The organism is Nesterenkonia lacusekhoensis (assembly GCF_017876395.1).
Lineage (GTDB): Bacteria > Actinomycetota > Actinomycetes > Actinomycetales > Micrococcaceae > Nesterenkonia > Nesterenkonia lacusekhoensis.
In genome coordinates, this window is record NZ_JAGINX010000001.1 from 78681 (window position 1) to 105023 (window position 26343).

Annotated in this window: 30 protein-coding genes and 1 pseudogene; 22 read left to right on the top strand and 9 right to left on the bottom strand. The window is 65.7% G+C overall.

What is annotated here, in order from left to right:
* Positions 1 to 43 precede the first annotated feature (43 nt).
* Positions 44 to 652 carry a phosphoribosylglycinamide formyltransferase gene (purN, locus tag JOF45_RS00365; protein ID WP_210047278.1) on the bottom strand — a complete coding sequence of 203 codons (609 nt, stop codon included), beginning with the start codon at positions 650 to 652 and terminating at the stop codon, positions 44 to 46.
* A 55-nt stretch (positions 653 to 707) separates the two neighbouring features.
* Here purN and JOF45_RS00370 point away from each other — a divergent pair, with 55 nt between their 5' ends.
* Positions 708 to 1103: a hypothetical protein gene (locus JOF45_RS00370; protein ID WP_210047279.1), complete on the top strand. Its 396-nt coding sequence runs from the start codon at positions 708 to 710 to the stop codon at positions 1101 to 1103.
* A 112-nt stretch (positions 1104 to 1215) separates the two neighbouring features.
* Here JOF45_RS00370 and JOF45_RS00375 read toward each other — a convergent pair whose 3' ends face one another.
* Positions 1216 to 2346 (bottom strand): hypothetical protein, encoded by a 1131-nt coding sequence (locus JOF45_RS00375; RefSeq protein WP_210047280.1) that lies wholly within the window; start codon positions 2344 to 2346, stop codon positions 1216 to 1218.
* Positions 2347 to 2504: 158 nt separating this feature from the next.
* Between JOF45_RS00375 and JOF45_RS00380 the strand changes: the two genes are divergently transcribed.
* The 5 genes from JOF45_RS00380 to ccsB all read left to right on the top strand — a co-directional run bounded on the left by JOF45_RS00380 (position 2505) and on the right by ccsB (position 7475).
* Positions 2505 to 3173: a histidine phosphatase family protein gene (locus tag JOF45_RS00380; RefSeq protein WP_210047281.1), complete on the top strand. Its 669-nt coding sequence runs from the start codon at positions 2505 to 2507 to the stop codon at positions 3171 to 3173.
* Between the two features lie 72 nt (positions 3174 to 3245).
* Positions 3246 to 3863 (top strand): TlpA family protein disulfide reductase, encoded by a 618-nt coding sequence (locus JOF45_RS00385; protein ID WP_210047282.1) that lies wholly within the window; start codon positions 3246 to 3248, stop codon positions 3861 to 3863.
* Complete coding sequence (locus JOF45_RS00390) at positions 3863 to 4666, top strand: cytochrome c biogenesis CcdA family protein (protein WP_210047283.1); 804 nt, start codon at positions 3863 to 3865, stop codon at positions 4664 to 4666. Before JOF45_RS00385 ends, JOF45_RS00390 begins: the two co-directional genes overlap by 1 nt.
* Positions 4666 to 6378 carry a cytochrome c biogenesis protein ResB gene (gene resB / locus JOF45_RS00395; RefSeq protein WP_210047284.1) on the top strand — a complete coding sequence of 571 codons (1713 nt, stop codon included), beginning with the start codon at positions 4666 to 4668 and terminating at the stop codon, positions 6376 to 6378. Before JOF45_RS00390 ends, resB begins: the two co-directional genes overlap by 1 nt.
* Positions 6379 to 6380: 2 nt before the next feature.
* Positions 6381 to 7475 (top strand): c-type cytochrome biogenesis protein CcsB, encoded by a 1095-nt coding sequence (gene ccsB, locus JOF45_RS00400; RefSeq protein ID WP_245324092.1) that lies wholly within the window; start codon positions 6381 to 6383, stop codon positions 7473 to 7475.
* Between the two features lie 116 nt (positions 7476 to 7591).
* Here the strand turns inward: ccsB and JOF45_RS00405 are convergent, their stop codons facing one another.
* A complete protein-coding gene (locus JOF45_RS00405; RefSeq protein ID WP_210047285.1) occupies positions 7592 to 7867 on the bottom strand; it encodes a DUF4229 domain-containing protein in 276 nt (91 codons plus the stop codon).
* 96 nt (positions 7868 to 7963) lie between these two features.
* On the opposite strand from JOF45_RS00405, the gene JOF45_RS00410 reads away from it, so the two are divergent.
* Positions 7964 to 8416, top strand: a complete 453-nt coding sequence (locus JOF45_RS00410) for a PLD nuclease N-terminal domain-containing protein (RefSeq protein WP_342591348.1) — start codon at positions 7964 to 7966, stop codon at positions 8414 to 8416.
* Between the two features lie 33 nt (positions 8417 to 8449).
* Here JOF45_RS00410 and JOF45_RS00415 read toward each other — a convergent pair whose 3' ends face one another.
* Together JOF45_RS00415 and JOF45_RS00420 are read right to left on the bottom strand one after the other, a co-directional pair.
* Positions 8450 to 9430, bottom strand: a complete 981-nt coding sequence (locus JOF45_RS00415) for a 1,4-dihydroxy-2-naphthoate polyprenyltransferase (protein ID WP_210047286.1) — start codon at positions 9428 to 9430, stop codon at positions 8450 to 8452.
* Between the two features lie 7 nt (positions 9431 to 9437).
* Positions 9438 to 10652: an AMP-binding protein gene (locus JOF45_RS00420; protein WP_342591349.1), complete on the bottom strand. Its 1215-nt coding sequence runs from the start codon at positions 10650 to 10652 to the stop codon at positions 9438 to 9440.
* 246 nt (positions 10653 to 10898) lie between these two features.
* Here JOF45_RS00420 and JOF45_RS00425 point away from each other — a divergent pair, with 246 nt between their 5' ends.
* From JOF45_RS00425 to JOF45_RS00435, 3 genes are read left to right on the top strand one after another with little or no spacing between them, the layout of a single operon-like run.
* A complete protein-coding gene (locus tag JOF45_RS00425; RefSeq protein ID WP_210047287.1) occupies positions 10899 to 11327 on the top strand; it encodes a hypothetical protein in 429 nt (142 codons plus the stop codon).
* Positions 11324 to 11791, top strand: coding sequence for a cytochrome b5 domain-containing protein (locus JOF45_RS00430; RefSeq protein ID WP_210047288.1), 468 nt, complete (start codon positions 11324 to 11326; stop codon positions 11789 to 11791). The genes JOF45_RS00425 and JOF45_RS00430 overlap by 4 nt, the downstream gene beginning before the upstream one ends.
* Positions 11792 to 11821: 30 nt before the next feature.
* Positions 11822 to 12019: a hypothetical protein gene (locus JOF45_RS00435; RefSeq protein ID WP_210047289.1), complete on the top strand. Its 198-nt coding sequence runs from the start codon at positions 11822 to 11824 to the stop codon at positions 12017 to 12019.
* A 30-nt stretch (positions 12020 to 12049) separates the two neighbouring features.
* Here JOF45_RS00435 and JOF45_RS00440 read toward each other — a convergent pair whose 3' ends face one another.
* Positions 12050 to 12802 (bottom strand): TetR/AcrR family transcriptional regulator, encoded by a 753-nt coding sequence (locus JOF45_RS00440; protein ID WP_210047290.1) that lies wholly within the window; start codon positions 12800 to 12802, stop codon positions 12050 to 12052.
* Between the two features lie 73 nt (positions 12803 to 12875).
* On the opposite strand from JOF45_RS00440, the gene JOF45_RS00445 reads away from it, so the two are divergent.
* The 8 genes from JOF45_RS00445 to JOF45_RS00485 all read left to right on the top strand — a co-directional run bounded on the left by JOF45_RS00445 (position 12876) and on the right by JOF45_RS00485 (position 19366).
* Complete coding sequence (locus tag JOF45_RS00445) at positions 12876 to 13781, top strand: ATP-binding cassette domain-containing protein (protein WP_210047291.1); 906 nt, start codon at positions 12876 to 12878, stop codon at positions 13779 to 13781.
* Positions 13778 to 14632 (top strand): ABC transporter permease, encoded by an 855-nt coding sequence (locus tag JOF45_RS00450; RefSeq protein WP_210047292.1) that lies wholly within the window; start codon positions 13778 to 13780, stop codon positions 14630 to 14632. Before JOF45_RS00445 ends, JOF45_RS00450 begins: the two co-directional genes overlap by 4 nt.
* Positions 14633 to 14725: 93 nt before the next feature.
* Positions 14726 to 15592, top strand: coding sequence for an AraC family transcriptional regulator (locus tag JOF45_RS00455; protein WP_210047293.1), 867 nt, complete (start codon positions 14726 to 14728; stop codon positions 15590 to 15592).
* Positions 15593 to 15657: 65 nt separating this feature from the next.
* A complete protein-coding gene (locus JOF45_RS00460) occupies positions 15658 to 15864 on the top strand; it encodes a CopG family ribbon-helix-helix protein (protein WP_245324093.1) in 207 nt (68 codons plus the stop codon).
* Between the two features lie 289 nt (positions 15865 to 16153).
* On the top strand, positions 16154 to 16522 hold the full coding sequence (locus tag JOF45_RS00470; protein ID WP_245324094.1) for a nuclear transport factor 2 family protein: 369 nt from the start codon (positions 16154 to 16156) through the stop codon (positions 16520 to 16522).
* 21 nt (positions 16523 to 16543) lie between these two features.
* Positions 16544 to 17101: a DUF4287 domain-containing protein gene (locus JOF45_RS00475; RefSeq protein WP_210047295.1), complete on the top strand. Its 558-nt coding sequence runs from the start codon at positions 16544 to 16546 to the stop codon at positions 17099 to 17101.
* A 226-nt stretch (positions 17102 to 17327) separates the two neighbouring features.
* Positions 17328 to 18332 (top strand): putative oxygenase MesX, encoded by a 1005-nt coding sequence (locus tag JOF45_RS00480; protein WP_210047296.1) that lies wholly within the window; start codon positions 17328 to 17330, stop codon positions 18330 to 18332.
* On the top strand, positions 18329 to 19366 hold the full coding sequence (locus JOF45_RS00485) for a methionine synthase (RefSeq protein ID WP_210047297.1): 1038 nt from the start codon (positions 18329 to 18331) through the stop codon (positions 19364 to 19366). The genes JOF45_RS00480 and JOF45_RS00485 overlap by 4 nt, the downstream gene beginning before the upstream one ends.
* Positions 19367 to 19473: 107 nt before the next feature.
* On the opposite strand, the gene JOF45_RS00490 is transcribed toward JOF45_RS00485, so the two are convergent.
* Positions 19474 to 20004: a hypothetical protein gene (locus JOF45_RS00490; protein WP_210047298.1), complete on the bottom strand. Its 531-nt coding sequence runs from the start codon at positions 20002 to 20004 to the stop codon at positions 19474 to 19476.
* Between the two features lie 774 nt (positions 20005 to 20778).
* Between JOF45_RS00490 and JOF45_RS00495 the strand changes: the two genes are divergently transcribed.
* From JOF45_RS00495 to JOF45_RS00505, 3 genes are all read left to right on the top strand, one after another.
* Positions 20779 to 21531: a hypothetical protein gene (locus JOF45_RS00495; RefSeq protein ID WP_210047299.1), complete on the top strand. Its 753-nt coding sequence runs from the start codon at positions 20779 to 20781 to the stop codon at positions 21529 to 21531.
* Between the two features lie 21 nt (positions 21532 to 21552).
* Positions 21553 to 22167, top strand: coding sequence for a hypothetical protein (locus JOF45_RS00500; protein WP_210047300.1), 615 nt, complete (start codon positions 21553 to 21555; stop codon positions 22165 to 22167).
* An 81-nt stretch (positions 22168 to 22248) separates the two neighbouring features.
* Positions 22249 to 22578, top strand: coding sequence for a hypothetical protein (locus JOF45_RS00505; protein ID WP_210047301.1), 330 nt, complete (start codon positions 22249 to 22251; stop codon positions 22576 to 22578).
* On the opposite strand, the pseudogene JOF45_RS00510 reads toward JOF45_RS00505, so the two are convergent.
* Both JOF45_RS00510 and JOF45_RS00515 read right to left on the bottom strand, forming a co-directional pair.
* Positions 22547 to 23857: pseudogene (locus tag JOF45_RS00510) on the bottom strand (ISL3 family transposase). The gene JOF45_RS00505 and the pseudogene JOF45_RS00510 overlap by 32 nt on opposite strands.
* A 468-nt stretch (positions 23858 to 24325) precedes the next feature.
* A complete protein-coding gene (locus JOF45_RS00515) occupies positions 24326 to 25279 on the bottom strand; it encodes a 1,4-dihydroxy-2-naphthoyl-CoA synthase (RefSeq protein ID WP_210047302.1) in 954 nt (317 codons plus the stop codon).
* A gap of 47 nt (positions 25280 to 25326) precedes the next feature.
* Here JOF45_RS00515 and JOF45_RS00520 point away from each other — a divergent pair, with 47 nt between their 5' ends.
* The gene (locus tag JOF45_RS00520) at positions 25327 to 26331 is read left to right on the top strand and encodes a DUF2332 domain-containing protein (RefSeq protein WP_210047303.1); all 1005 of its coding nucleotides are present in this window, start codon (positions 25327 to 25329) and stop codon (positions 26329 to 26331) included.
* The last annotated feature ends 12 nt before the right edge of the window (positions 26332 to 26343 follow it).

Sequence of the window (26343 nt, forward strand, 5' to 3'; positions counted from 1 at the left end):
CGCTGCCGGGAAGCCAGCGGCAGGGAAGTCAGCGGCAGGGAAGTCAGCCCAGCCGGATCTCTCCGGCGGCGATCCCCGCCAGAGTCTCCACCAGCAGGCGGCGCTCCTCAGTCTTGATGCGATCGTGCAGGGAGCCTTCGTCCTCACCGGCACGGACCCGCACTGCCTCCTGAGCGATGATCGGCCCGGTGTCCACTCCGGCATCCACCTGATGCACTGTGCAGCCGGTGATCCTGACCCCGTGGGCCAGCGCATCGCGGACGGCATGGGCACCGGGGAAACTGGGCAGCAGCGCCGGATGCGTGTTGATCACCGGAACCCCGACGCCGTCGAGGAACTCCTCGCCCAGGATCCGCATGAACCCGCTGGTGACCACCAGATCGGGGGAGTGGGAGCGTACCGCCGCGCAGAGCTCACGGTTCCAGGCCGCGCGCACCCGCGCGGCTTCCTCGGGGTCCCTGCGGCTCAGCCCCTTCTCCAGCGGGACCGCGAAGGTCGGGATCCCTGCGGCCGCCGAGCGCTCCAGCCCGCCGCAGTCAGGGACGTCTGAGCCCACTGCGGCCAGATCCACCGGCAGCTGACCGGAGGAGACGGCGTCGATGACGGCCTGCAGGTTCGTCCCGGATCCCGAGACCAGCACCACGATTCGCATGGACTACAGCCTATAAGAGGTGATGGCGGCCCGGTGTGCCTCTAGAGTGGTCGGGATGAGTGTGGAGAAGCAGCGGGAGGCCCAGTGGCCCTATGCACGAATGACCCTGTGGCTGCTGCTGGCGGTGATCGTCGCCTATGCGGGGCTTCAGGCGCCCCTGCCGTACCGGTTGGTGGCTGTGGTGGCCGGGCTGGTCGGTGTCGGCGGCGGGATCGTCCTGGTGGTGCAGTCGCTGCGGAAGAAGCTCTCGGTGCTGATGCTCCTCAGCGGCCTGATCGCTGTGCTGGCCTGCGGGATGTTCGCAGGCACGGCTGCGGCGCAGGCCCTCTTCTGGGACGCGACGGTGGAGTTCGACGAATGCCAGGCCTCTGCGTTGACCGAGCGTTCGATGAGCCGCTGCTTCATCGAGTATGAGGAGGACATGCTCGATTCTGTCCCGTCGCCGTTCTGAGGGCTGCCCAGCAGCCGTCGCTCCATGAGAAGGGCCCCGGCCGAGCCTCATGGAGAGGCTGACCGGGGCCCTGGTCGTCGCGGCTCCGCTGGGCGCCGCGACGGGGTGAGGCTCAGGAGAGGTTCTTGCGGTTCTTCCGCTGCACCTTGTTGAACGCCTTGGTCTCGGCGACGAACTGGTTGCTCGGCCCCAGGAAGAGCAGCACCAGGGTCAGGATCGCCACGGCCACGACGGCCAGGTTCTCCCAGCCGAGCAGCACGGAGCCCAAGGAGAGGACCAGGACGACGGCGGCCAGGGCGCGGAAGGCGCCGCTTCCGGAGGTCCCCTGGATGCCGAGCAGGATCAGCACAGCCGCGATGACGACGGCCGCGATCACCCAGAGCCACCGCAGCGTGCTGGGCTCCATGGGAATGGCACCGAGGAGGGTCTGTGCCCGATCACCGGTGCTGGCGTTGCTCATCTCCACGAAGGCCAGCAGTGCGAGGGAGAAGATGCCCACGCCCAGGATGATCATCAGCAGCATGGCGGCCCACATGGTCAGCGGACGGCGGGGCTTCTTGCCGCTCACTGCGGCGGCCTCCACCGCCTGCTTCCGCTTGGCCTTCTTCTCTCGCTTGGCCAGATCCTTGTTCTGCTGGGGATCCTGCCGGGGCTGGCCCTGCGGCGGGTAGCCCGGCTGCTGACCCTGCTGCGGGTAACCCGGCTGCTGACCCTGCTGCTGTGCGTACTGATCCGGATGACCGTACTGGGGCTGCTGCTGGCCGTACTGGCCCGGCTGGCCGTACTGCTGGGGCTGCTGCTGTGCGTACTGGTCCGGCTGACCATACTGCTGCGGCGGCTGCTGCTGTGTGTACTGCCCCGGCTGACCGTACTGGGGCTGCCCCTGACCGTACTGCTGCGGGGGAAGGCCCTGGCCCTGCTGCTCGTACTGGCCCGGCTGGCCATATTGCGGCTGTTGGCCGTACTGGGGCTGCTGTGCGTACTGGCCCTGCGGATGGTCGGGGTGCTGGCTGTACTGCTGCGGTGCCGGTGCGCCCGGTGCCGGTGCCCCCGGGATCGGTCCGGCCGGACTGGCGGAGTGAGCCGAATTCGCCGAAGGCTGGGAGGGAGCCCAGGCCTGTGGCGGGGTCTCACCGGGAGCCGGCTGAGCGGCGTCGGGCTGTTCCGTCTCGGGCTGCCCAGGGTTCGGGTGCTGAGGCGCAGCACCTTCCTCAGGGGTGTTCTCGTCGGGGGAGTTGCTCATGTCCCTCATCCTTACCTCGGGTGTCCGTTCGTCTTCCGTCAGCCTACCGGCCGGAGAGCCTCAGCGGCAGGGCCGACCAGGCATTTTGGTGCTCGGTCAGGGGCGGCCCCTCCATGCCGTGTCCGGAGGTGCCGCCGAAGAGATGCCAGACTGGTGCCATGGCTTCTGAGACCGCAACAGTCCATCTTGTCCGCCACGGCGAGGTCCACAACCCGGACCGTGTGCTCTACGGCCGTCTGCCCGGGTTCGGGCTCTCCGAGCTCGGACACCAGATGGCCGAAGGGATCGCCGAGCACTTCGGCCAGCGCGCCGAGAGCGGACGACCTGTCCACCTGTTGGCGGCCTCCCCGCTGCAGCGCGCTCAGGAGACCATTGCCCCGCTGGCGCAGCGCCTGGGCATGCCGGTCACCACCGAGGAACGGGTCCTGGAGGCGGAGAACAGGTTCGAGGGGCTCTCCGAGGTCAAGCGCCAGCTGCGCAGCCCGCGCATGTGGCCGCTGCTGGTCAACCCTTTCCGCCCGTCCTGGGGTGAGCCCTACTCCCAGCAGGTCACTCGCGTGCTGGCCGCGGTGAAGGACCTCTCGGATCGGGCGATCGCAGAGCACGGCGACGGCGCCGAAGTCGTGGTGGTCTCACACCAGCTGCCCATCTGGGTCACTCGGCTCTGGGCTGAGGAGCGCCCCCTCTGGCACGACCCGCGCAGCCGCGAGTGCACGCTGACGTCGGTGACCTCGCTGCACATCGGTCCCAGCGGAGTGGAGTCGGTCGCCTACAGTGAGCCCAACCAGGCCCTCTCCCAGCAGGCCCTCGCCCTGCCCGGCGCCTGAGTCGAATCCGAGGGGTGGAAAAGTGCGTAGTCGTTTTTCTACGAGTTGTAGAAGGCGTAGAATCATCTGCTGATGACGACTACCGCCACGCGTCACTCCCGACTGCGCCCCTCAGTCCTGGCCGCCGCAGCGCTCGCCGGGATCTTTGCGCTGACCTCCTGCGGCACCGATCAGAACGACGAGCTGGCGGAGCGTGCCGCCAATGACGGCAGCAACTACGTCGCTGGAGACGGGTCGGTCCAGGAGTTCGCCCCGGAGGAGCGCGGTGAACCGGTCGAGTTCGAATCCACGCTCTTCGACGGCACCACCATCAGCCCCGAGACCTGGCAGGGCGATGTCACCGTCATCAACTTCTGGTACGCCGCCTGTGCTCCCTGCCGCGTGGAGGCCCCCGATCTGGCCGAGATCCACAGCGAGTATGAGGACGACGGCGTCCAGTTCTTCGGGGTGAACACTCGTGACACCCAGCCCACGGCTGAGGCCTTCGAGCGTCGCTTCGAGATCGAGTACCCCTCAGTGGAGGACCGCGGCGGCGAAGTCATGTTCTCCATGACCGACTACGTGCCGCCCTCGGCTGTGCCCACCACTCTGGTGCTGGACCAGGAAGGCCGCGTCTCCGCCCGGATCATCGGGATCGCCGAACCCGGCACGCTGCGTGCCCTGATCGACACCGCCCAGAGCGAGGCCTGATGCCTCCCGGGATCCTGCCTGCGGCTGAGGCGGCACTTCCGGTCGCGGCGGCGAACAATCGCTTCGCCGAGTACGTGCTGGACGGGTCCCTGCTGATCTCAGCGCCGATCGCACTGCTGGCCGGCCTGGTCAGCTTCCTCTCGCCCTGCGTGCTGCCGCTGGTCCCCGGTTATCTGGGTTATGTCACCGGCCTCTCCGGCACCGCGCTGCAGGAGCGGGCCCGTTCCCGGATGGTCCTGGGTGCGGCGCTGTTCGTGCTGGGCTTTTCAGCAGTCTTCGTGCTGATCGGCGCCGTCTTCACCTACGCCACCACCTGGCTGCGGATCGAGGGCGGCTGGGTCACCCAGGTGCTGGGCGCCGTCGTCGTGCTCATGGGCCTGATCTTCATGGGGGCCTTCAGCGCCTTCCAGCGGGAGGCCAAGATTCACCGCAAGCCGCCGGACGGGCTGCTGGGCGCCCCCGTGCTGGGTGCGACCTTCGGCATCGGGTGGGCGCCGTGCATCGGCCCGACCCTCTCTGCGGTCCTGCTGCTGGCCTACGGCACCGACGCCGACGTCGCCCGCGGGGCCCTGCTGATGTTCATCTACTGTCTGGGCCTGGGCATCCCGTTCATCCTGATCAGCCTGGGGATGCAGCGAGGCATGCGGGCACTGGACTTCTTCAAGCGGCATAAGGCCGCAGTGATGCGTGTAGGCGGCGGCATGCTGATCGTCGTCGGGCTGCTGATGCTCTCCGGCATCTGGAACACCTGGGTCTATGCCCTGCAGGACTGGTTCGCCAACGAGATTGTGATGCCCATCTGATGAGTGAGAAGAAGGACCGGCAGAAGGCGGCCAAGCGGCGGCAGGCAGGGCAGTACATCCCTGCCGACCACAAGGACGCCGCCCAGGACCGCTCGGACGTCACGCTGCCCTCGTTGGGCCTCACCGGCATGCTGCGCTGGGCGTGGCGCCAGCTGACCTCCATGCGCACTGCCCTGATGCTACTGCTGATGCTGGCGGTGGCCGCTGTGCCGGGGTCCATCTGGCCTCAGCGCGTTCAGGACTCGTTCGCTGTGCAGACCTGGATCGAGGAGAATCCGACGATCGGGCCGATCCTGGACTTCCTGCAGTTCTTCGACGTCTACTCCTCGGTCTGGTTCTCGGCGATCTACCTGCTGCTGTTCATCTCACTGATCGGCTGCATCCTGCCGCGCACTCGCAAGCACTGGCAGCACATGCGTTCGGCCCCGCCGCGGACCCCGCGACGGCTGGAGAAGCTGCCCGAATACGGCGCCCTGGAGCTGGAGGCGACCGCCGCAGGCGACGACGCCGACGCGCCCGCCGCCGAGCAGGTCATCCAGGATGCCCAGCGCATCCTGAAGAAGCGCGGCTACCGGACCGACGTGCGTGAAGCCGGCACCGACGCCCGTGGCCATCAGGTCCCGGCCTCCATCGGTGCGGAGAAGGGCTACTCCAAAGAGGTCGGCAACCTGCTCTTCCACATCGCGCTGGTGGGCGTGCTGGTCTTTGTAGCACTGGGATCCATGTTCAGCTATCGCGGACAGAAGATCATCATGGAGGACGAAGGATTCGTCAACGCCCTGGTGGCCTATGACAACTTCTACCCGGGCACCTACTTCGACGAGGACCAGCTGCACCCGTTCTCGGTCACGCTGAACGACTTCGACCGCGTCTTCGACCGCCAGTCCGAGGAGTACTTCGGCCAGGCCCTGGACTTCACTGCCGATGTGACCGTCCAGGAGAGCACCGATGAGGAGCCCCGTCAGGAGGAGTTCGGCGTCAACGAGCCGCTGACCCTCGGCGGGGCTCGGGTCTTCCTGGTGGGCAACGGCTACGCGCCGGTGGTCACGGTGGAGGACGGCAACGGGGACGTGGCCTTCTCCGGTCCGGTGGTGACCCGCCCGGAGGATTCCGTCTACACCTCAATGATGGTGATCAAGGCACCCGACGCTCAGCCCGAGCAGCTCGGATTCCAGGGCCTGTTCCTGCCGACCTCCCATGAGGCGGAGGACGGGTTGGCCGTCTCCGTGGACCCCGAGTTGGGCAACCCGCAGCTGCAGCTGAACTCCTACTACGGCGACCTCGGCCTGGACGAGGGGACGCCGCAGAACGTCTACGTGCTGGACACGGAGAACCTGGAGGAGCTCAACTCGCGCAGCGCCGAGGCCGGGGGCATCGTGCTGGAGCCGGGGCAGACCTATGAGCTGCCCGACGGCATGGGCTCCATCAGCTTCGACGAGGTCGTCGACTATATGGCCGTCGACGTCCACTACAACCCCGGTCAGGCGGGGGTTCTGGTCTTCGCCCTGACCGCGCTGGGTGGGCTGATCATGACCCTGTTCATCCGCCGGCGTCGCGCCTGGGTGACCGTGGAGACCACAGACGAGGGCCGGGTGCTGGTGCGCTACGGCCTGCTGTCCCGAGGCGAGGACTTCTCGCTGCGGGATGAGAACATTGCACTGCGCTCCGATTTCGAGAAGAGATGGCCGGTCCGCGCTCCGGAGGAGAACTGATCATGACATTCATGTCGACCCTGCGACCCATCGATGAACAGCTGGCTGAGTACAGCGAGCTGTTCATGCTGATCGCCGCCTCGATCTACACTATGGCCTTCATCGCCTTCACCATCGATATGGTGCGCAGCTCAGCGACGATCCGTCGTGTGGAGGCCGAGCTGGCTGCTGAACGGCACCGCGAACCGGCTGGCGTCGGGGCAGGCAGTTCCGGCAGCGGCGGTGACCGAACGGGACCAGCGAACTCCGAGGGCGCTGACTCCACGGACCTCGTGGATGACGAGATGGCCTACACCGGCACCAAGCGCCCGGTCGCCAATGTGGCAGTCGCGCTGACTGTGGTGGCCGCACTGGCCCACGCCTTCGCCGTGATCACCCGCGGGATCGCCGCGAACCGCGTGCCCTGGGCCAACATGTTCGAGTTCCTGACCTCCGCCGCGCTGATTGTCTCTCTGGTCTACCTCGTGGCGCTGATCCGCCGCGACGTGCGTTTCCTGGGCGTCTTCGCCGTCGGCCTGGTGGTCGTCATGATGATGGGAGCCACGATCGGCTTCCCCACGCCGGTGGGCCACGTCCAGCCCGCGCTGCAGAACCCGTGGATCTGGATCCACGTCTCGCTGGCGGCCACCGCCATCGGCCTGTTCACCCTGACCTTCGCGATGAATGTGCTGCAGCTGATCCAGCAGCGGCGTGAGCAGGCCGTAGAATCCAGCGATGCTGAGGCCGAGGGCCAGAGCGGCGGTGTGGCCCGCTGGCAGTTCCTGCGCCTGGTGCCCTCCGCCGTGGCGCTGGAGAACTGGGCCTATCGGTTCAACGCCGTCGGCTTCGTCTTCTGGACCATGGGCCCGCTGATCACCGGAGCGATCTGGGCTGAGCAGTCTTGGGGCCGCTACTGGGGCTGGGACACCAAGGAGGTCTGGTCCTTCGTGATCTGGGTGGTCTACGCCGGCTACCTGCATGCCCGGGCCACCCGCGGCTGGACGGGCAGCCGTTCGGCCTGGCTGTCGATCATCGGCTTCGCCTGCATCATCTTCAACTACGCCGTGGTCAACGTGTACTTCCCCGGCCTGCACTCCTACGCCGGCCTGCCGGAGTAGGGGATCAGCGCACCCGGATTCGATTCGAGCGGGGTTTTGGCCCTTATGGAGGCCCAAATCCGTTCATAAGGGCCAAAACCCCGCTCGAATCGCCTTCACGCTGGGGAGGCGGCAGCTCAGCGGTCTTCGTGGTAGTCCTCGGCCAGGGCGTCTTCGGCGTCGTTGTCGCTCTGCTCGGAGCGGCTTCGGCGGCGCGTGTCAGAGCCCACCTTCCGGGCCACCTGCGCGCCGGCCTCCAGGCGCAGTCTGTTGAAGAAGAGATAGGCCACCGCCCAGGCGCCCACCAGGCCCGCGACGAGTGCGAAGACCATGCCGACCTCCAACAGCAGGCACGCTCCGAAGATGATGAAGAACGTCGCGAGGCGGAGCAGGGTGTATTTCAGAACAGCCATTCCTCCATTTTCGCACGGGTGGACGGGAGACTAGGCTGGAAGGACAGTGAGCCGGGATTCCGGCTCAGGCAATGGACGTGACGGGAGCGAGCGAACGTGTTGCGAATCCTGATCCCAGTGGGAATCGTGGGCCTGGGGCTGATGATCTACAGCCTCGTGGAGAGCATCCAGACTCCGCGTCACCGGGTCCGTGTGATGCCTAAGTCTGCTTGGATGGCAGTCATCGTGCTGGTCCCGATCATCGGAGCCGGGCTGTGGCTGGGCTTCGGCCGCATCCGTGAGACCCGCACCCGCGACAATCAGGTGCGCCCCGGGCCGTCCGCGCCCGACGACGACCCGGAGTTCCTCCGCAAGGTTGAGTTCGAGCGTCGCCAGCAGCAGCGCCGTGAGGAGGAGGCCCGCAAGCGCGCCGAGCAGGAGCGGAAGAAGCGGGCCCAGAACCGGAAGCAGCAGGACCAGCAGGACCGGAAGAAGCCCGGCGAGGACTCAGACGAGAAGCCGGGGGACGACGTCGAGGGCGGACTCGGCCCGGAGGGTCGCCCCGCCTGAAGCGGTGGTGATCCTCAGCCCAGCAGCTGATCCTCAGCTCAGCAGCAGCGAGGCCGAGTAGGTCGCGGCGAAGGCCAGCCCGATCATCCCGGTTTGCTGCAGCACCGGGATCAGCTCCGGGCCGCGGGCCAGGTTCGGCCGGCGGACCATCGTTGCGATCGGCCGGAAGCACAGCGGCCAGGAGGCCACCACCAGCAGGAACCACAGGCTCTGCGGGCCCTGGAACATCAGCCCCAGCGGCAGGGCGACGGCGACTGTCACCATCAGCGCGTAGCTTGAGCGTGCGCGGCCTTGGCCCAGCCGCACCGCCAGAGTCATCTTCCCGGACTCCCGGTCCGTAGGGATGTCCCGGACGTTGTTGGCCATCAGCAGGGCACTGGCGATCAGCCCATGGGAGACCGCGCCGATCAGCGCCTCGGCCAGGGGGAACTCTGCGCTGACCTCGCGTGCGGCGGCTGTCGCTACCATCGCGTAGGAGGTGCCGAGTGTTGCCACCAGTCCGAAGAAGATGAAGACCATGACCTCGCCCAGGCCCAGGTAGCCGTAGGGCTTCGAACCACCGGTGTACCACCAGGCCGCCAGCACACAGATCGCCCCCGCGGCGATCAGCCACCACTGGCCGGTCAGGGCCACGATCACCAGGCCCGCCAGTCCGGCCACACCGAAGCAGCCGAAGGCCGCCGCCTTGACCTGCCGCGGTTCGGCGGCGCCGGAGCCGGTCAGCCGCATGGGTCCCACGCGCTCGTCGTCGGTGCCGCGGATGCCGTCGGAGTAGTCGTTGGCGTAGTTCACACCCACCTGCAGAGCCAGCGAGACGACCAGCGCCAGGGCCGCGACGCCGAGCTGGAGCAGCCCGATCTGCGCGGAGCTGCCCTCGGCGGAGCCTTGAGCGGAGAGCCAGCCGGAAGCATCCGGCTCTCCGAAGACCGCCGCCGCACCGATGAGCACCGGTGCCACCGCCATCGGCAGTGTGCGCAGGCGTGCTCCTGCGGTCCATTCCGTCAGCGTGGCCATAAGTCTCCTAGGGGGCAGGCGGTGCGGGTGGGCTCTGCAAGAGCCTGAGCAATTCTTGCCGGTCCGGCTTGCCGTTGGCCAACCGGGGAAGCCCCTTCAGGGGGAGGATCCGCTTGGGCGGGGCAGCGGCGCCGAGCTGCTCGCGCACGCTCTGGCGCAGCCCCTCCGCGTCCAGCTGGGTGTCCGGCTCCCCGGAGCCCACGACGCCGGCCACCACCTGCTGCCCCCATTCAGGATCCTCGACGCCGGCCACGAAAGCCTCGCTGACCTGGGGGTCTGCCTCCAGCACCTGACGGATCCGTTCGGCCGAGACCTTCACCCCACCGGTGTTGATCACGTCATCGGCGCGTCCGATGATCGACAGCCGCCCCTCGGGGCTGAGCCGGCCGAGGTCGTCGGTGCGGTACTGGCGCCGTCCCTGGGCATCGGTGCCGAACCGCGCGGCGGTCAGCTCCGGATCGCGGTAGCCCAGAGCCACCATCGGACCGGACAGCAGCACCGGACCGGCCGCGGCGGCGTCGTTCGTCTCGGCACCAGGGAGTCCGTCGTCGTTCGTCTCCACCGTCACCCCCGGCAGCGGGATGCCGTCGTAGACGCAGCCGCCGGCGGTCTCGCTCATCCCGTAGGTGCGGATCACGGTCAGTCCGAGCTCCTGCGCCCGGCCGAAGAGCTCGGGGGAGGTGGCCCCGCCGCCCAGCAGGATCGCATCGAAGCGCCGCAGCACAGCCAGCAGCCGGCCGCCGTCGGGGGTCTGGTCCTCAACCGAGATATGGCCCATCAGCCGCTGCAGCTGAGTGGGCACCAGGGAGACGTAGCGCCGCTGATGGGTGAGCTGTTCGGCCGCGGCGGCGAAGTCCTGCGGGTCGGTGGTTCGCGCCAGCAGCACCACCGGCTCGGTCCCGGCCTGCAGGGAGCGGCTGAGCACCGCCAGCCCGGCCACATAATTGGGCTGCAGGGTCAGCAGCCATTGCCCGTGACCGCCCAGATGCTCAGCGGTGGCCTCAGCGGAGGCACGCAGATTCTCGGCGGACAGCAGCGTCTCTTTGGGCATACCGGTGGACCCGGAGGTGCGCACCACGACGGCGGTCCCGGTGCTCGCCGCGTCAGGCCGCCGGACCCAGCGCGGCGCGCCATCTTCCGCCGGAAGAAACTCCAGCGGAGCGCTCTGTCCGGAGAGGGCTGCGCGGAGATCCTCCAGGGCGGCGCGGACCCAGGCGCTCACCGAGCGGGGCTTTCGCCGCGCGAGAGCTTCCGTCCGGTGGCCATGCTGACCAGCTGAGCGATCGTGACCATCACGATCGCCACAATGGCGATCCAGGCGAACCAGGGCATAGCGCTCCTCTTCGGTGGGCGGTCAGGAGTGATTCTCTCCGGTTCAGTGTAATCTTCAGGCGTTGTTCTCTACGATGGCCCTAGACGGGTGACCCTCCCGTCTGACCAGGGAACTGAGCGGAGGACGCCCTTCCTGATGAGCCGTGCACACCTGCTGCTGATCGCGGCCCGATGCGCCGTGGTGTTGAGCTTGGCCTCGCTGGGCGGACTGTTCGTCTCAGCCGGGCAGGTGGTCGACACCGGCGCCGGACTGGACCTGCATGGGACCGCGGCTGTCGCTCTGCACGTGACCACAGGCCTGCTGGCAGCGTTGCTGGTGCTGCGCGCAGCAGTCACCCGCACCGGCGTGTGGGCGGCGGCGGCCGGCGTCGTGCTCTTCGGCCTGACCTTCCTCCAGGCCGCCCTGGGCGGTCCGCAGACAGTGGATGTCCACGTGGCCGGTTCCCTGGCCGCCGTGGTGCTGTGCACCTGGTTGTGCGCCTGGACCTTTGCGCGCCGCGGCCCCACGTCCGCAGCTGCGGAGCCTTCTCCCAGCCGAGTCGAACAGGAGACGACTGCCTCATGATCCGCCCCCAGAACTCCATGTCCCCCGAATCCCCGCTGCTGCGCCGCGGCCTCCTGATCCCGCTCGCCGCGGCCGGCGCGCTGACACTCGGCGCCTGCGCGCTGAGCGATCCGGGTGAGGTCGACGCCGACGTCGAGGAGGATCCGGCGCAGCAGGATGAGGCCGGCCAGGATGAGGCCGCTGACGACGACGCCGACGCCGCCGGTCAGGACGATGCCACCGAGGATGACGTGGTCACCATGGAGGAGGTCGAGCAGAACGACAGCCCCGAGTCCTGCTGGGCTGCGATCGATGGTGTGGCCTATGACCTGACCGAATGGATCGAGGAGCACCCGGGCGGCGCTGACCGGATCGAGGCGCTCTGCGGCACCGACGCCACCGAGGACTTCGAGGGTCAGCACGGAGGCGAAGAGGACCCTGAGGACCAGCTGGCCGAGTTCGAGATCGGCGAGCTCGAGGACTGAGCGGATCACCGGCGGAGGGGAGAGCCCACTATGTCGCTGCCGCTGAACATCGCGATCCTCGGGGCTGAGGACCCCTCAGCCGCCCAGGAGTTCTATGCTGCGGCCCTGGCCCCGAGGGTGCAGGCCGGCGCTGTCATCACTGTGGCACCTTCCGCGCAGGAGTGGGGCGGGAGCGTGGGCTGCTTCACCTACCCCGACGGCATCGCCTGGAAGATCGCCTCCGCCTGAGGAGCGTGGCGGTTGACCGTTCCGCGTGGATCAGCCCTGGGTGCTGATCCGTTGCTCCAGTCCGGAGATGATCAGGTCCAGGCCCAGGTCATATTCCGGGTCCACGCCCTCATCATCGGCCTCTGCGGGGGCACCGGCGACGTAGCCTCCTGTGTCCATGACCGGGACCAGGTGGGGGAAGCGCTCTGCAGTCACCACTTCCCGCAGTGTGTCCATACCCTCCTGGGAGATCTCGACCTCGTCCTCTGCAGCCAGATTCTGCTCCAGCTCCACAGCGGCGGCCACGTGCTGGGAGATGACCAGGATGATGCCGACCTTCTCGAAATCGCTGAGCGGGAGCTCCCGCATGGCCTGGAGGCCCAGGTCTGCGGCCCGCATGGAGTTGGGCATCAGTACTGAAGCCTGCCCTCGGGGTAGATCCAGCACCCATGGGTGGCTCCGGTAGGCCTCGCGGAGCAGATTGGCCCAGGCCCGAAGCCCCTGCTGCCAGCTCTGGGGGAGCTTCACCTTCTCCTGCAGCGGCAGTGCGGCATCCTGCATCAGCTGCAGAAGCTCCTCCTTGCTGGAGACGTAGCGGTAGAGCGACATCGTGGTGAAGCCCAGTGACTTCGCCACCGCCTGCATCGTCACCGCGCTGAGTCCCTGAGTGTCAGCGATCTCGATGGCTGCGGCCACGATCCGCTCATGGCTCAGGCCGCGGTTGGGTCCCCGCTGGGGCGCTTCCTGCATGCCCCAGGCGATGGTCACGGCGCGGGGGAGCCCGGTCTCAGTGGTGTCAGCCATAGGTACATTCTCTCACTGAGGTTCCTGAGCCTGATGTGTATACGAGATATACAGTGTGTGTCATACTCAGTATATGGAATACACAGATGATTCGCTGATCGAGATCTCTGGACTCGCCAAGAGCTACGGGGATCACCACGTCCTGAAGGACCTGGATCTCACTCTGCCGCCAGGCATCCATGCGCTGTTGGGGCCCAACGGTGCGGGTAAGACCACGCTGGTCAACATCCTCTCCTCTCTGATTCCCTACAGCGTAGGGGAGGTTCGGGTTCTGGGGCTGGATCCGCAGAGGGACCGCCGAAAGCTGCAGGGACTGATCTCCCTGACCGGCCAATACGCCACGGTGGACGGCCAGCTCACCGGCATGGAGAACATGCTGATGATGGGCCGGCTCTTCGGTCTCTCCGCTCGTGAGGCCCGCAGGCGTGCCGAGCAGCTGCTGGGACGATTCGAGCTGAGCGACTCTGCGGGCAAGAGGGTCGCGACCTATTCCGGGGGTATGCGCCGGAAGCTGGACATCGCAGCCAGCCTGATCGCGGAACCGCAGCTGATCTTCCTGGACGAGCCCACTACCGGCCTGGACACCCGCAGTCGACAGGCGCTCTGGGATGAGATCCGCGTCCTGGCGGACGCAGGCACTTCCATCCTTCTGACCACTCAGTACCTGGAGGAGGCCGATGTCTTGGCAGACCAGATCATGGTGCTCAACGACGGCGGCATCATCGCCTCCGGCACCGCCCCGCAGCTCAAGGAGCGTGTGGGCGGAGCCACCATTCAGCTCCACGACGACGCCGGCCACCTCCTCGAGGAGATCCCCACCCATGGCTCGGCGTCAGATATCAGCCGGCACCTTCAAGCCCTCAGCCAGGGGCGCTCCGCGGCCACAGTCACAGTGCGCCGTCCGACTCTGGATGAGGTGTTCATGGAGCTCACCGGAGGATCCGCAAGCCACACTGCACAGAAAGAGAGCGCCGCATGACCACCACTGTCCGGACTCACCATGCTGATCAGTCCAGGCGTTCCGCACGGGACAGCCGCTCCGCTCAGGCTCCGCTGCAGGCCAGCTTCCTCACGGGGCTGTGGGTCTTCAGCAGTCGCAGCCTGAAGCACTCCTTCCGCGACGCCGAATCGCTCCTGATGGCGATCCTGCTGCCGCTGATGCTCATGCTGATCTTCACCTTCATCTTCGGCGAGTCCATCGCCGCCGGGCAGGGCGGGGACCGTGGCGACTACCTGGCCTATGTGCTGCCCGCCATCGCGCTGACGGCGGCTGGATTCGGCGCCTCCTACACCGCCGTCGTCGTCTCCAATGACATGACCACCGGGTTCATGAACCGGCTGCGGACCATGCCGTTTCCCGCGGTGACTGTGCTGCTGGGGCATACGGTCTCGTCCATGGTGCGCAATATGCTGGCCACCCTGGTGGTGGTCGCAGTGGCCTTCGCGCTGGGCTTCCGTACTGAGGCCACAGTTCTGCAGTTCGCCGGTGCGGTGGGGATGATCGCGCTGTGGATCTTGGTGATCACGGTGGTCTTCGCCGTATTGGGTATGGTGGCCGGTTCGGCCGAGGCGGCCAGCGGATACGGGTTCATCCTGCTGTTCCTGCCCTACGTCTCCTCCGGCTTCGTCCCCGTGGAGACCATGCCGAACTGGCTGGCCGGGTTCGCGGGGAATCAGCCTATGACCCCGATCATCGACGCTTCCCGGGCGCTGCTCAATGGGCAGAATCCGGGGGATGAGTGGTGGATCGGGCTGTTGTGGTGCGCGGGCTTCGTCGCTGTGGCTGTCTGGTTGGCAGCAGTGATCTTCCCCAAGAAGGTCGCCCGTTGAGAGTCTGGTCCTGAGCTGATCGAAGGTGTTCGGAACTATCGGGTCACGGCCCCTCCCGGATCCGAGGATGGATGGTGTCAGGAGGGTGACCGCATGATCCGCACACTCAACGCACTGATCAGCACCGTGGAGCAACAGCTCACCGGTGAGATCGACTGGGCCGGCTTCGCCCGGCGGCACGCCACCACCGAATACCACCTTCGCCGGATGTTCTCCTCGCTGGCAGGGATGCCCCTCTCGGAGTACGTGCGCCGCCGCAGAATGACGCTGGCCGCAGCCGATCTCACCCATACCGGTGAGGGGCTGCTGGAGATCGCCGTGAAGTACGGCTATGGCTCAGCTGAGGCCTTCGGTCGGGCGTTCCGCTCGGTGCACGGTGCTGGTCCCGCTGAGGTGCGGCGCAGCGGTGGTCCTCTCCGCACACAATCCACGCTGAGGTTCAGCCTCAGCGTAGAAGGGAATGGCCTCATGGATGTCACCATCACTGAGAAGCCCCAGCTCACCCTGGCCGGCCACGCCGCCGAGGTGCCGCTGATCTACGAGGGCGTGAACCCTCATATCCAGGAGCATGTCGAATCGATCACCGATGAGCAGAACCACTGCCTGAAGGAGATCAACGACGCCGAACCCTCCGGAATCCTTTCGGTCACCTCTGGCTCTGAGCCCGATGCCGCAGAGGGGTCTGTGCTGACCTACCTGCACGGCGTCGTGCTCTCCGAAGGGACCGAGGTTCCGCAGGGACTGGACTCGATCACTGTGGGGGCCGGCCACTGGGCCGTCTTCGCCTCCGAGGGACCGCATCCGCAGGTGCTGCAGAAGCTGTGGGCGGCCACCGCCACTGACTGGTTCCCTTCGAACCCGTGGCGGCTGCGCCCCGGCCCGACCCTGCTCCGGCACCTGAGCTTCTCGGGGACCGAGGCCAGTTGCGAGCTCTGGATGCCGGTGGAGAAGGACGGGTGATTCAGTCTTCGGGGCTGCCACCCTCGGAGCTCTCGTCCTGCACAGCCGGTTCATACCATTCTGGTATGGCTATGACACTGAGACTTCCTGAGGAGCTGGAGAAGCAGGTGGAGGCGATCGCCGCCCGGCGGCACGTCTCCAAGCATGCGCTCATCACGGAGAGTGTGGCGCGACTTGTCGAGGCCGAAGAGGAGCAGCGACAGGTCGATGAGGTCCTCGACTACGCCTTTGAGCGGTATGGCGATGTCATCGAGCGTCTCGCTGACGCCTGATGAGGCGGCTCAGCCTCGAAGCGGCGCTGAGCGTCGTCGAACGCCTCGGCTTCTATGTGTGTGACGAAGGGCTGCCGGAGTCTGCCCTCGCGCGCCCTGTGGCCTCGGTGTTCGGCGCAACGGAGCCAGGCTTACTGCGGACAATGATGCGGTGTTCGACTACATCCTCGACCTCGCCCAGGGGAAGCTCAGCCTGGAAGAGTCTGCCTCCTTCCTTGAGTCGAGTATCCAGCGCTGGCAGAACTGAACCGGGTGCCCAGACCCTGGTCCTCCACCTAGGATGGCGCCCATGAGCCTCGCCGCGCTGATGGACCTGGAGCACCACGGGTGGAAGTCCCTGTCCAGCGGCACCGGAGCCGAGTTCTATGGGCGGGTCATGACTGAGAACGCGGTCATGACCCTGTCCCAGGGGTTCGTCCTGGACCGTGATCAGGTGGTCGCCTCCCTCAACGATGCCCCGCCTTGGAGTTCCTATGAGATCTCCGAGGAGCGGCTGGTGCATGAGGGTGTTGACTCCGCGGTTCTGGTCTATCGCGGCAGGGCCTGGCGGGGCGAGGATGAGCCCACCTTCGATGCCTGGATGACCAGCGTCTACGTACACGTGGACGGTCAGTGGCGTCTGGCGTCGTATCAGCAGACACCCGCCCCGCAGGGCTGATCACGGAGACAGGAGGACACGATGGGCGAGCAGGGCGCAGCTCCTGATGTCAGCGATGCCAAGATCCGTGAGAATACCGGCCGCGGTTGGGACGACTGGGTGGCCGTGATCGACGCTGGCCCCGGCCGGGAGGCCAGCCACGCCACCATCGCCGCCTGGCTGGTGGAGGAGTACGGCGTCGACGGCTGGTGGGCTCAGGGCGTGACGGTGGGCTACGAGCGGCTCACCGGCCGCCGTCTGCCCGGCCAGATGCAGGACGGAACCTTCAGCGTCTCCCGCTCCAAAACTCTGGACCTGGACGCCGAAGAGTTCCGCGAGCGTCTCAATGACGACGCCGCACGGGCCGCCCTGCTCCCGGGGCTCAGCTCAGTGCCCCGGTCCAAGCCCACGACCAAGGCGCCGAAGTTCTCCCTGAGCGACGCCGAGTCAGGTGAGGAGCTGGGCGTCCTCCAGTTCCGCCTGGAGCAGGCGTCGGCGGGCGCCAAGCTTGCGGTCACGCATGAGAAGCTCCCGGACCCGGAGGCCGCCGAACGCTGGAAACAGCACTGGGGCGATTGGCTGGAGTCCCTGGCGGGCTGACCCTCCGTCGGTTGGCACGTCTGAGTGGTCAGAATGCCCTGGACCCCACCCAACCGTGCCGATCGAGGCCACCGGACGGAGCCGCAGTCCTGATTTGCGCATGTATGCTCCGGCGAATAGTGTTCAGTTGAATATATCTTCCGCGTCGCGGATTCCTGCTCATCATCTCGGAAAGGGGCGCACGCTTGTCCGTGCACGATCACACCGTCCGGCTGGTGGAGTCCAGATGACAGATCTGACGTTCTCCATCGAGAAGACCCGGTTCGACGAAGACTACAAGCCTCTGGGTGACACCCGCCTGACCACCAACTTCGCCAACCTCGCCCGGGGTGAGGGCCGGCGGGAGAATCTGCGCCGGGCCCTGCAGATGATCGACGATCGCTTCAACGCGCTGGCCGGCGATGAGGAGGGCGGCCGCTGCTCGGTCGAGCTCGACATCATCTCGGTGAACATCGATCTCGAGGGCGACGGCGGCCTGGAGTCCTTCCCCCTGATCGAGATGCTGCAGACCGGCATCGTGGACCGACGTCTCGGGCAGCGGAGCGAGGGCATCGTGGGCAACAACTTCTCCTCCTACGTGCGGGACTACGACTTCAGCATCCGGCTGCGCGAGCACGCCCAGAACCACCCGGACTCCGGCCTCCCCGAGGACTTCGGGGTGCTGCACGGAAACCTCTTCAAGGGCTTCCTGCAGTCCGAGGCCTACACGCAGCACTTCGGCAAGCCGCCGGTCATCTGCATCAGCGTCTCCAGCAGCAGGACCTACCACCGGACCGAGAACAGCCACCCCGTCCTCGGCGTCGAATACCAGCAGGACGAATACTCGCTGACCGATGAGTACTTCGGGAAGATGGGGATGCGGGTCCGGTACTTCATGCCGCCGGGCAGCGCCGCCCCGCTGGCCTTCTACTTCCTGGGCGACCTCACCGAGGACTACACCGATCTGGAGCTCATCGCCACGATCAGCACGATGGAGACCTTCCAGAAGATCTACCGTCCGGAGATCTACAGTGCGAACACTCCCGCCGGCCAGTCCTACCGGCCCAGCCTCGACCATGCCGACTACACGCCCACCGGGATCGTCTACGACCGGGAGGAGCGCGCCCGCCTCGGTGCGGAGCAGGGCAGATTCGCCCAGGAGACGCTCATCGCGCCGCACCAGGAGAAGTTCGAGCAATGGTCTGCTCGCTTCTCGGATCACCACCACGCACCGCAGGGAAAGACGTCATGAACAAGCTGCTCCCCACCTCCACTGCCGGAAGCCTGCCCAAGCCCTCCTGGCTGGCGCAGCCAGAGACCCTCTGGTCGCCGTGGAAGCTCGACGGCGAGGAGTTGGCAGAGGGCCGGAGGGACGCTCTGCGGCTGTCCTTGGCAGATCAGCTGGAAGCCGGCGTCGACGTCGTCAGCGACGGTGAGCAGACCCGCCAGCACTTCGTCACCACCTTCATCGAGCACCTCGACGGAGTGGACTTCGAGAACCGGAAGACGGTGCGGATCCGCGACCGCTACGACGCCTCCGTGCCGGTGGTGGTCGACGAGGTGACGCGCAGGGACCCGGTCTTCGTCGCCGACGCCGAGAACCTGCGTCAGCACACCGACGCTCCCATCAAATGGGCGCTTCCCGGCCCGATGACCATGGTCGACACCCTCTACGACGACCACTACGGCAGCCGGGCGGATCTCGCCTGGAAGTTCGCCGAGATCCTCAACCAGGAGGCCAAGGAGCTGGCTGCCGCGGGGGTGGACATCGTCCAGTTCGACGAGCCCGCCTTCAACGTCTTCTTCGACGAGGTCAAGGAATGGGGCGTCGCCGCCCTGGAGCGGGCCGCCGAAGGACTGGAGTGCGAGACCGCGGTCCACATCTGCTACGGCTACGGCATCGAGGCCAACACCAGCTGGAAGAGGACCCTGGGCTCGGAGTGGCGCCAGTATGAGGAGATCTTCCCCGAGCTGCAGCGCTCCAGCCTGGACATCATCTCTCTGGAATGCCACAACTCCCACGTCCCCGCGGAGCTGATGGAGCTGGTCCGCGGTAAGACGCTGATGGTGGGGGCGATCGACGTGGCGAGCACCGCCGTCGAGACTCCGGAGGAGGTGGCCGCCACGCTGCGCACCGCACTGCAGTATGTCGACGCCGACAAGCTCTGGCCCTCCACCAACTGCGGTATGGCCCCGCTGGCCCGGGAGGTCGCCCGGGGCAAGTTGGAGGCCCTGAGCGCCGGAGCCGAGATCGTTCGGCAGGAGCTCGCCGCGGGATCCCACTGAGGGTGCCCGTCGGTCTCAGCCCGCGGCCAGATGCTCGTTGACTCTGGCGTTCTGGTCGTTTTGAGCGCGAAAACGTGCTCATACCGGCAGAAACGCCAGAGTCAACGTCAGTAGTAGTAGGGGTTCCCCTCCGCCTCCACCGGTTCCTCTTCTCCGAAGAGCAGCGCCGATGTCTCTCCCTCCTCGGAGGTCACCATGGGGGTGGTGCCCATAGAGCTGGGCTGCTGCCCATCCTCCAGTTCCCAGGTCTGGCCTTCACCCTCGGCAGTGATGGCGACGAACTGCTCGCCCGTATAGACGCCTGCGGCAGGAACACCTTCGGCGAGGAACTCGACGGTGTATTCGGCGGTGCCTTCCAGCGGAACGCGGGCTTTTTCCTGGCCGGTTTCGGTGTCGAGAAGGACCAGGTCGTCATCCTCGCTGTCAGCAAGGAGGACGCCGGCCTCGAGCCAGGGGGCCTGATCCTCTGGATCGAGGCTGTGGCTCCATAGCTCCTCGGTGTAGTTCTCGGTGAGGGCTTCTTCCGCAGAGGTGACTTCTGGGGCGGAGGATATCCAGTCTTCGCTGCCGACGGTGTGTTCTGCCGCGCCCGTGCCGTCCGAAGTTTGCCAGGTGAAGATTCCAGCGCCCAGGGCCACGGTCACAAGGGTCGCGGCGGTTAGGGTGCCTGCCGAGGGGAAGCGCCGCTTCGGCGCTTTCTCCGGGCGGTTCGGCTGTGTGCGGCTGCGGACAGCGGCATCTGCCAGGGAAGGTCCGGTGTGTGTTCGGGTGGAGGAGTTTCGTGCGCGTTGGGGGAGTGTTTTTCCGGGTGCCTTCAGAGGGCCGGAGAACTGTGGGGCGCTGCGGCGTCCGCGCTGAGGCGCTGGTTCCGCGCGGTCGGCTGTTTGAACTTTTTGGGCGGGGGAGGGGGAGGGTCTTTGCTCTGGGCGTAGTGTCTCGTCGCTGAAGCTCAGGGTTTTTTGGCGACGACGGCGACGCTCTGCTGGATCTGCTGGTGTCATCCCGTTCCGATTCCCCGTGTGCTGCATCTGCCGTTCTGGCCTCAGAATAGGCACAAAGACAGGACCTTCGCGAGTCTGAGACACGTGTTCATCAGGACATGAAGTCTTTGTTGTGTGTAGGTTACTGCCAGGTTGCGGATCCCTCGTTTTCCTCTACACAGCCTGGATTTGAGCTGGGGGTTTACGCACTACATGTGATCTATCTTGACTTTCTGCTGGGAAATAAGTTCATGCTAGGTGTGTGGCACTGGTCAGGCCGCCGCGGGACTGGGCTCATGTAAGTCAGTAGGTGCTCATGTCTTTGACGTTGTTGCTGTATCAGTGTTGCTGGATGTTTGTAGCCGATAGCTGGAACGGAGTGTGTTGCCGCCATGGCGATTTTCGATATGGGGGCTGAGACCCTCTCGGGGTATGGATACGCCAGAGAACGTCCTCGAGAACGGCATGCCGTTGAATGAGGCGGAAGCAATGGTTTATGAGGGGGCAGTTGATCTTGCGGCCTTTGATTATGCTCTCCGAAAAGAAATTGATTATGAAGACACTTATGTAAGTTACGACGCTCACAGCTTCGGGGCTGCAGTCGTGGGAACTGCGTCGGCAGAAGATGCTGTGGGCTCTACTGTGAGTGATGATAGTCATACTCATGGAGTCAAAGCTGACTCCCTGGCGATTGCTGGTCCAGTTGGGTTTGGGATGGGAGTGCAGGAGAAAAGCGACCTTGCGAACCCTGATGTAGATATCTATTGGGTGGAGACTCGCGATGATATTGCAATGAGGGCGCGAGGTCTCATGCCTTACACGAATCATCTTGAGAATAGTTTTGAAGAGCACATGCTCGATGATTTGGGTGCCACGCGTTTGGAATCTGGAACGATGCCAGACCCAGATAGTCCTAGTGGGCGGCGCATGCTGGAAGACGGGGACTATCTGGGCGGTGGGCATAGCAACTACTACGTTCAAAATTCAGATGCGTTGAATGCCTTGCGTGCGGTAGCGCTGGGTGAGGGAGCTGTGGCTGGTGGTTACGTAGACCAAGAGCTAATGGACGAACACATCGAGACGGCTTTCGAAGGGTTTTCTTTCCTGAGCTTACTTTTAAGGTCGAAATGCCCAATGGTGAAGTGTTTTCCACGACGGACCCAGCCGAGGCGCAACAGAAGGTAATCGAGAATTACGCTCCCTCTGTTGAGATTGGCGCTGGAGATTGATGGAATGTTTCGAATGAATCGTATAGTTGCGGTCACGATGCTGGCTATTCTGGGTGCAACGGGTTGTGGTGGAGAAGAATCCTCTGAGGAGCCTGAAATGAACGAGGAAGAGTTCACAAGTGTGGTTGATGAGATGGCTGAGTCCCTCCCTGGACTACTCCGTGCCGCACATTCGGCGGATTTCGACTTGACAGGACATATTCAGGAAACGACATGCACCGAAGGGGTATCCCCTGACGAAGAACCAGGAGATCGAACTAGGTTGAGTGCGAGGTTCGTGAGCCAGGCCTCCTCTGCTGAAGAGGCGGAAGAGATTCTTGTTCAGCTCGAGACGTCTTGGCCTGAAATGGGGTGGAAGTCTGGTGATAGAGAAGATCGCTCCCAAGTTCAGAGCAGCAACGAGGTCACGCGTGTGACTTTTCAACGGAATTGGGGGAACAGCCAGGACTACGGCGCTCAAGCCGTCGTCACCCATGAAGAAAATCATGATGGTGAACATGAAGTTGTAGTAGCAGTGGTCGGTTCCTGCGTATCCCATGAGGGGTCAGGAAGGAACGTGGATAGCTACCCATTGAACGCTGAAGAAGGATGACCACTCAGGGCTCGGGCCTATGCGCAGGCGTCTGCTGATGCGGCTTCTGCGATGTCGGGGATCGGTTCGTCCTGGGGTGGGTTGGAGCAGGCCTATCAGCAGCCGGAGACCCAGCAGACGGTGTGGTCTGCGATGGACACGGTCCCTGGTGTGGTGGAGGACTGGGCTGATGCGATGGGCTCAGCGGCTGCTGCGTTGCAGGATTTCGTGGATGAGGGACGGGGGCTGCAGCAGAAGTCTGAGGGGTTGAAGGCTCAGGCGGCGCTGCTGCAGATCAAGCTTGCTGTGTTGAGTATTGATCTGTCGTTGCCGTTTTCTGGTGGTGAGGAAACGGGTGCTGATGCTGCGTTGCGTGCTCAGATTGGTGAGCATAACGGGCTCATCGCAGATGAGGGTGTAGGAGGGGCCTGAATCCTCCGGTGTCCAGTAGGGCTCGGGTGATGTAGTTGGTGAGGTTCCTGAATCCCAGGGCGGTGCCGCGTAGGTGTTCGAGGCGACCATTTATCGCTTCAGTTGGGCCATTGGATGTGCCGGGACGGTCGAAGTAGGCAAGGATGTCGGTGGCGCGGCGTTTGAAGGTCCGGCCTAGGCTGACCAGTTCGGTCAGTCGCTTCGGCACTCCGCGGCTAAGCGAGGCGATGACTTCCTGCAGCTGCTTCTTGCCCTCGAGCCGTGAAGGGTTGCGGTAGGCGGCCACGATCTTCTGGTAGATGCTCCAGGTCGCTTCCACCTCGACATGGTCATCACTGGTGAATACCTTCTCCAGGCGGTGGTGTTGGCGCTCGGTGAGCAGCCCGGCACCGGTGCGCAGGGTTCGGCGTGCCCTGTAGAGCGGATCCCCAGAGCGTCCCCGGTGGCCCAGGGTCTCGCGCTGGACTCGTTGCCGGGCCCGGTCCAGCGCGTCACCTGCCAAAGCCACGACGTGAAATGGATCGATCACCGCCACTGCTTCGGGCAGTTCTTCAGCGGCGGCGGTTTTGAAGCCGGTGAAACCATCCATGGCCACCACCTTGATCTCGTCGCGGAAGGCCTTGGTCTGGTCATCGAGCCAGGTCTTGAAGACCTTCTTGGATCGGCCCGGGACCATGTCCAGCAACCGGGAAGGGCCAGTGCCGTCCCTGATGGGGGTCAGGTCAATGATCACGGTGACGTAGTGGCTTCCGTGCCCGGTATGGCGCCAACAATGTTCGTCGACCCCGATCACTTGAACGCCGTCGAAGCGGGAGGGGTCGTTGATCAGCAGCTGCTGGCCGGCGTCTAAGACCGCGTAGTTGACGGCGTGCCAGGAGGAGGCCAGAGAGGCGGCGATCCGGGCGATTGAGAGCCTGTCGATCACCAGACTCTTCAGTGCCCACAGCACCGCATGTCGGGTCAGCTTCGTCCTCGGCGCGGCCGCGGTGGAGGTGTCTTAGCGCCACACTCGGGCGCAACCAGGACAGCGGTAACGCCGAACTCGGACCCACAGAGTGGTAGGCCGCCACCCCAGCGGCACATGGGCCAGCTTCCTGATCACAGTGTCCCGCGCCAGGCCTTCGGCTCCGCACTCTCGGCACCACGGGTCCGCATCAATGACCCGGCACTCCAACACCGCCTGGTCGGGCTCGAGGCGCTGACCGACCGCGGTCAGTCCCAGCTGGTCAAGCAGGCAGAAGCTATCAAGATCAGGGGCAGTGAAAGTAGGCTTAGCCACGTCGAGGTCTTTCTGATTGGCAGTGTGGTAACTCCAATCATCGAAAGGCCTCGACCTCTATCCGCTCATCGCCACGCCACCAGCCACTACACCCTCAAACACGAAGAGCCAGATAACTTCCGCAGTTCCGCACTTCCGCAACGAACAACCCCCATCGCTTCACATGTGCACCTTCTCCCTGAGATTTGTGAGCCCCCGGTCGGCTGGGCGTCCATGGAGACAGGCTGGCCCTCCGCGCAAAGGCAGGCAGGCTGGTCGGAGGGGCGTGCGGCAGGAAAGTGGAGCCGCCAGTGCCAGAGCAGCAGCGCTGGGTCTGCGACCTGCAGGGATGTGGAGACTGCGGTGTGGAGGTGTCCGCCCGTGGGATCGCCGTTGTGGGTGCTGCTCCTGCGCCCAGCGGGAAAAGTTGCGCCCGGTGTGCGCCCGGCGACGAGCAGAAAATGCGCTGACCTGGGGTTTTGCTGCTATCTAATAGTAGTACGGGTGCGCGCTCCAGTCGGGGTCGCGCTTCTGCAGGAAGGCGTCACGGCCCTCCACGGCCTCATCGGTCATGTAGCCCATACGGGTGGCCTCTCCGGCGAAGACCTGCTGGCCCGCCAGGCCGTCGTCGGCGGCGTTGAAGGCGAACTTCAGCATCCGCACCGCCTGTGGGGACTGGCGCGCGATGTCCGCCGCATACTCCAGTGCGACCTCTTCGAGGCGCTCGTGCTCCACAGCCTCGTTGACCGCGCCTGCGGCAACCATGTCCTCGGCCGAGTGCTCCCGCGCCAGGAAGAAGATCTCGCGGGCCTTCTTCTGGCCCACTTGGCGGGCCAGCAGCGCTGAGCCGTAGCCGGCGTCGAAGGAGCCCACCGTGGCGTCGGTCTGTTTGAACTTCCCGTACTCCTTGGAGGCGATGGTCAGATCGGCGACCACATGCAGCGAATGCCCGCCGCCGGCCGCCCAGCCGTTGACCACCGCGATGACCACTTTGGGCATGGTGCGGATCAGCCGCTGGACCTCCAGGATGTGCAGGCGTCCGGCCTGCGCCGGGTCCACCGTCTCCGCGGTCTCGCCCTCGGCGTAGCGGTAGCCGTCGCGGCCACGGATGCGCTGATCGCCTCCGGAGCAGAAGGAATGACCGCCGTCCTTGGGGGAGGGGCCGTTTCCGGTGAGCAGCACGGCGCCGACGTCGGGGGTCATGCGCGCATGATCCAGCGCCCGGTAGAGCTCATCCACTGTGCCGGGGCGGAAGGCGTTGCGCACCTCCGGGCGGTCGAAGGCGATCCGCACGGCCGGCAGGTCGCGGAGGATCGCGCCGTCGGCGTCGCGCTCCACGCGCCGGTGGTAGGTGATGTCCTCGAAGTCGAAGCCCTCCACCGGGCGCCACTGCTGCGGGTCGAAGAGGTCGGATACCTGCTCAGGAAGTTCGCTGGTGCTCACTGTGCCAGTCTATCCACCTGCCCGCTGTGCGCATTACGGTGAGGGCCATGCGTGAGCTTCCCGACGACGACGCCGCCCAGCTGCGTGAGTACTACCGGCACTTCGCTGCGGTGGAGGCGGCCGAGGTGTCACCGCTCTATGCCGAATGGGCGGCTTCGGCCGCTGCGGATGACGAGGTTCTGCGCCTGCTGGCCGAGGTGCCGGAGTCCAAGCGTCAGCCCAATCTGCTCTTCGCCGCTGCGCGGATCCACGGTGTGGAGCTCCGATCCTGGTCCCACGCGCGGGAGCAGGTGATCCAGCGCTGGGAAGCCATCGCCGCAACTCTCCGCGCACGACGGACCCAGACGAACGAACCAGGCCGGCTGGCGGTGCTCAACCTCGTCCTCTCACGGATCGCGGAGGAGGTGGGCAGACCGTTGGCGCTGATCGAAGTGGGTGCCTCTGCGGGACTGTGCCTCTACCCCGATGCCTGGCCGCTTCGATATCAGCCCGGCGACCAGCTGTTGAGTCCGAGAGGCCCGCTGCATTCAGGAGTGGAGCTGAACTGCACGCTGGAGGGGGTGGAGCCGCCGTCGACCTTGCCGGAGGTGGCCTGGCGCGCCGGTGCGGACCTGAATCCGCTGGACCTCACCCGGGCTGACGACGCCGACTGGCTGCGCGCCCTGGTCTGGCCCGGTATGGAGCACCGCCTGGAGCGTCTGGATGCCGGGGCACGGCTGGTGGCTCAGGACCCTCCGCATCTGGCGAGAGGAGACCTCAACGAGCAGCTCGCGGGGCTGTTGGCTCAGGTTCCGGCCGGAACCGTCCCGGTGGTCTTCCACTCGGCGGTGCTGGTCTATCTTCCCCGCGAGGAGCGTGCTCGCTTTCTGGCGCAGGTGCGAGGATCCGGTGTCCGCTGGGTCAGCAACGAGGGGCCGACGGTCTTTCCACGGATTCGGCAGCGGCTGTCCCAGGACGAGGTCCAGAGGCAGGGATTCGTGCTCGCCCTCGACGGCGAACCGCTGGCCCGCACCGGCCCGCATGGCCAGTCCGCCCGCGCGCTTCCCCGCTGAGGGCCAGGGGCC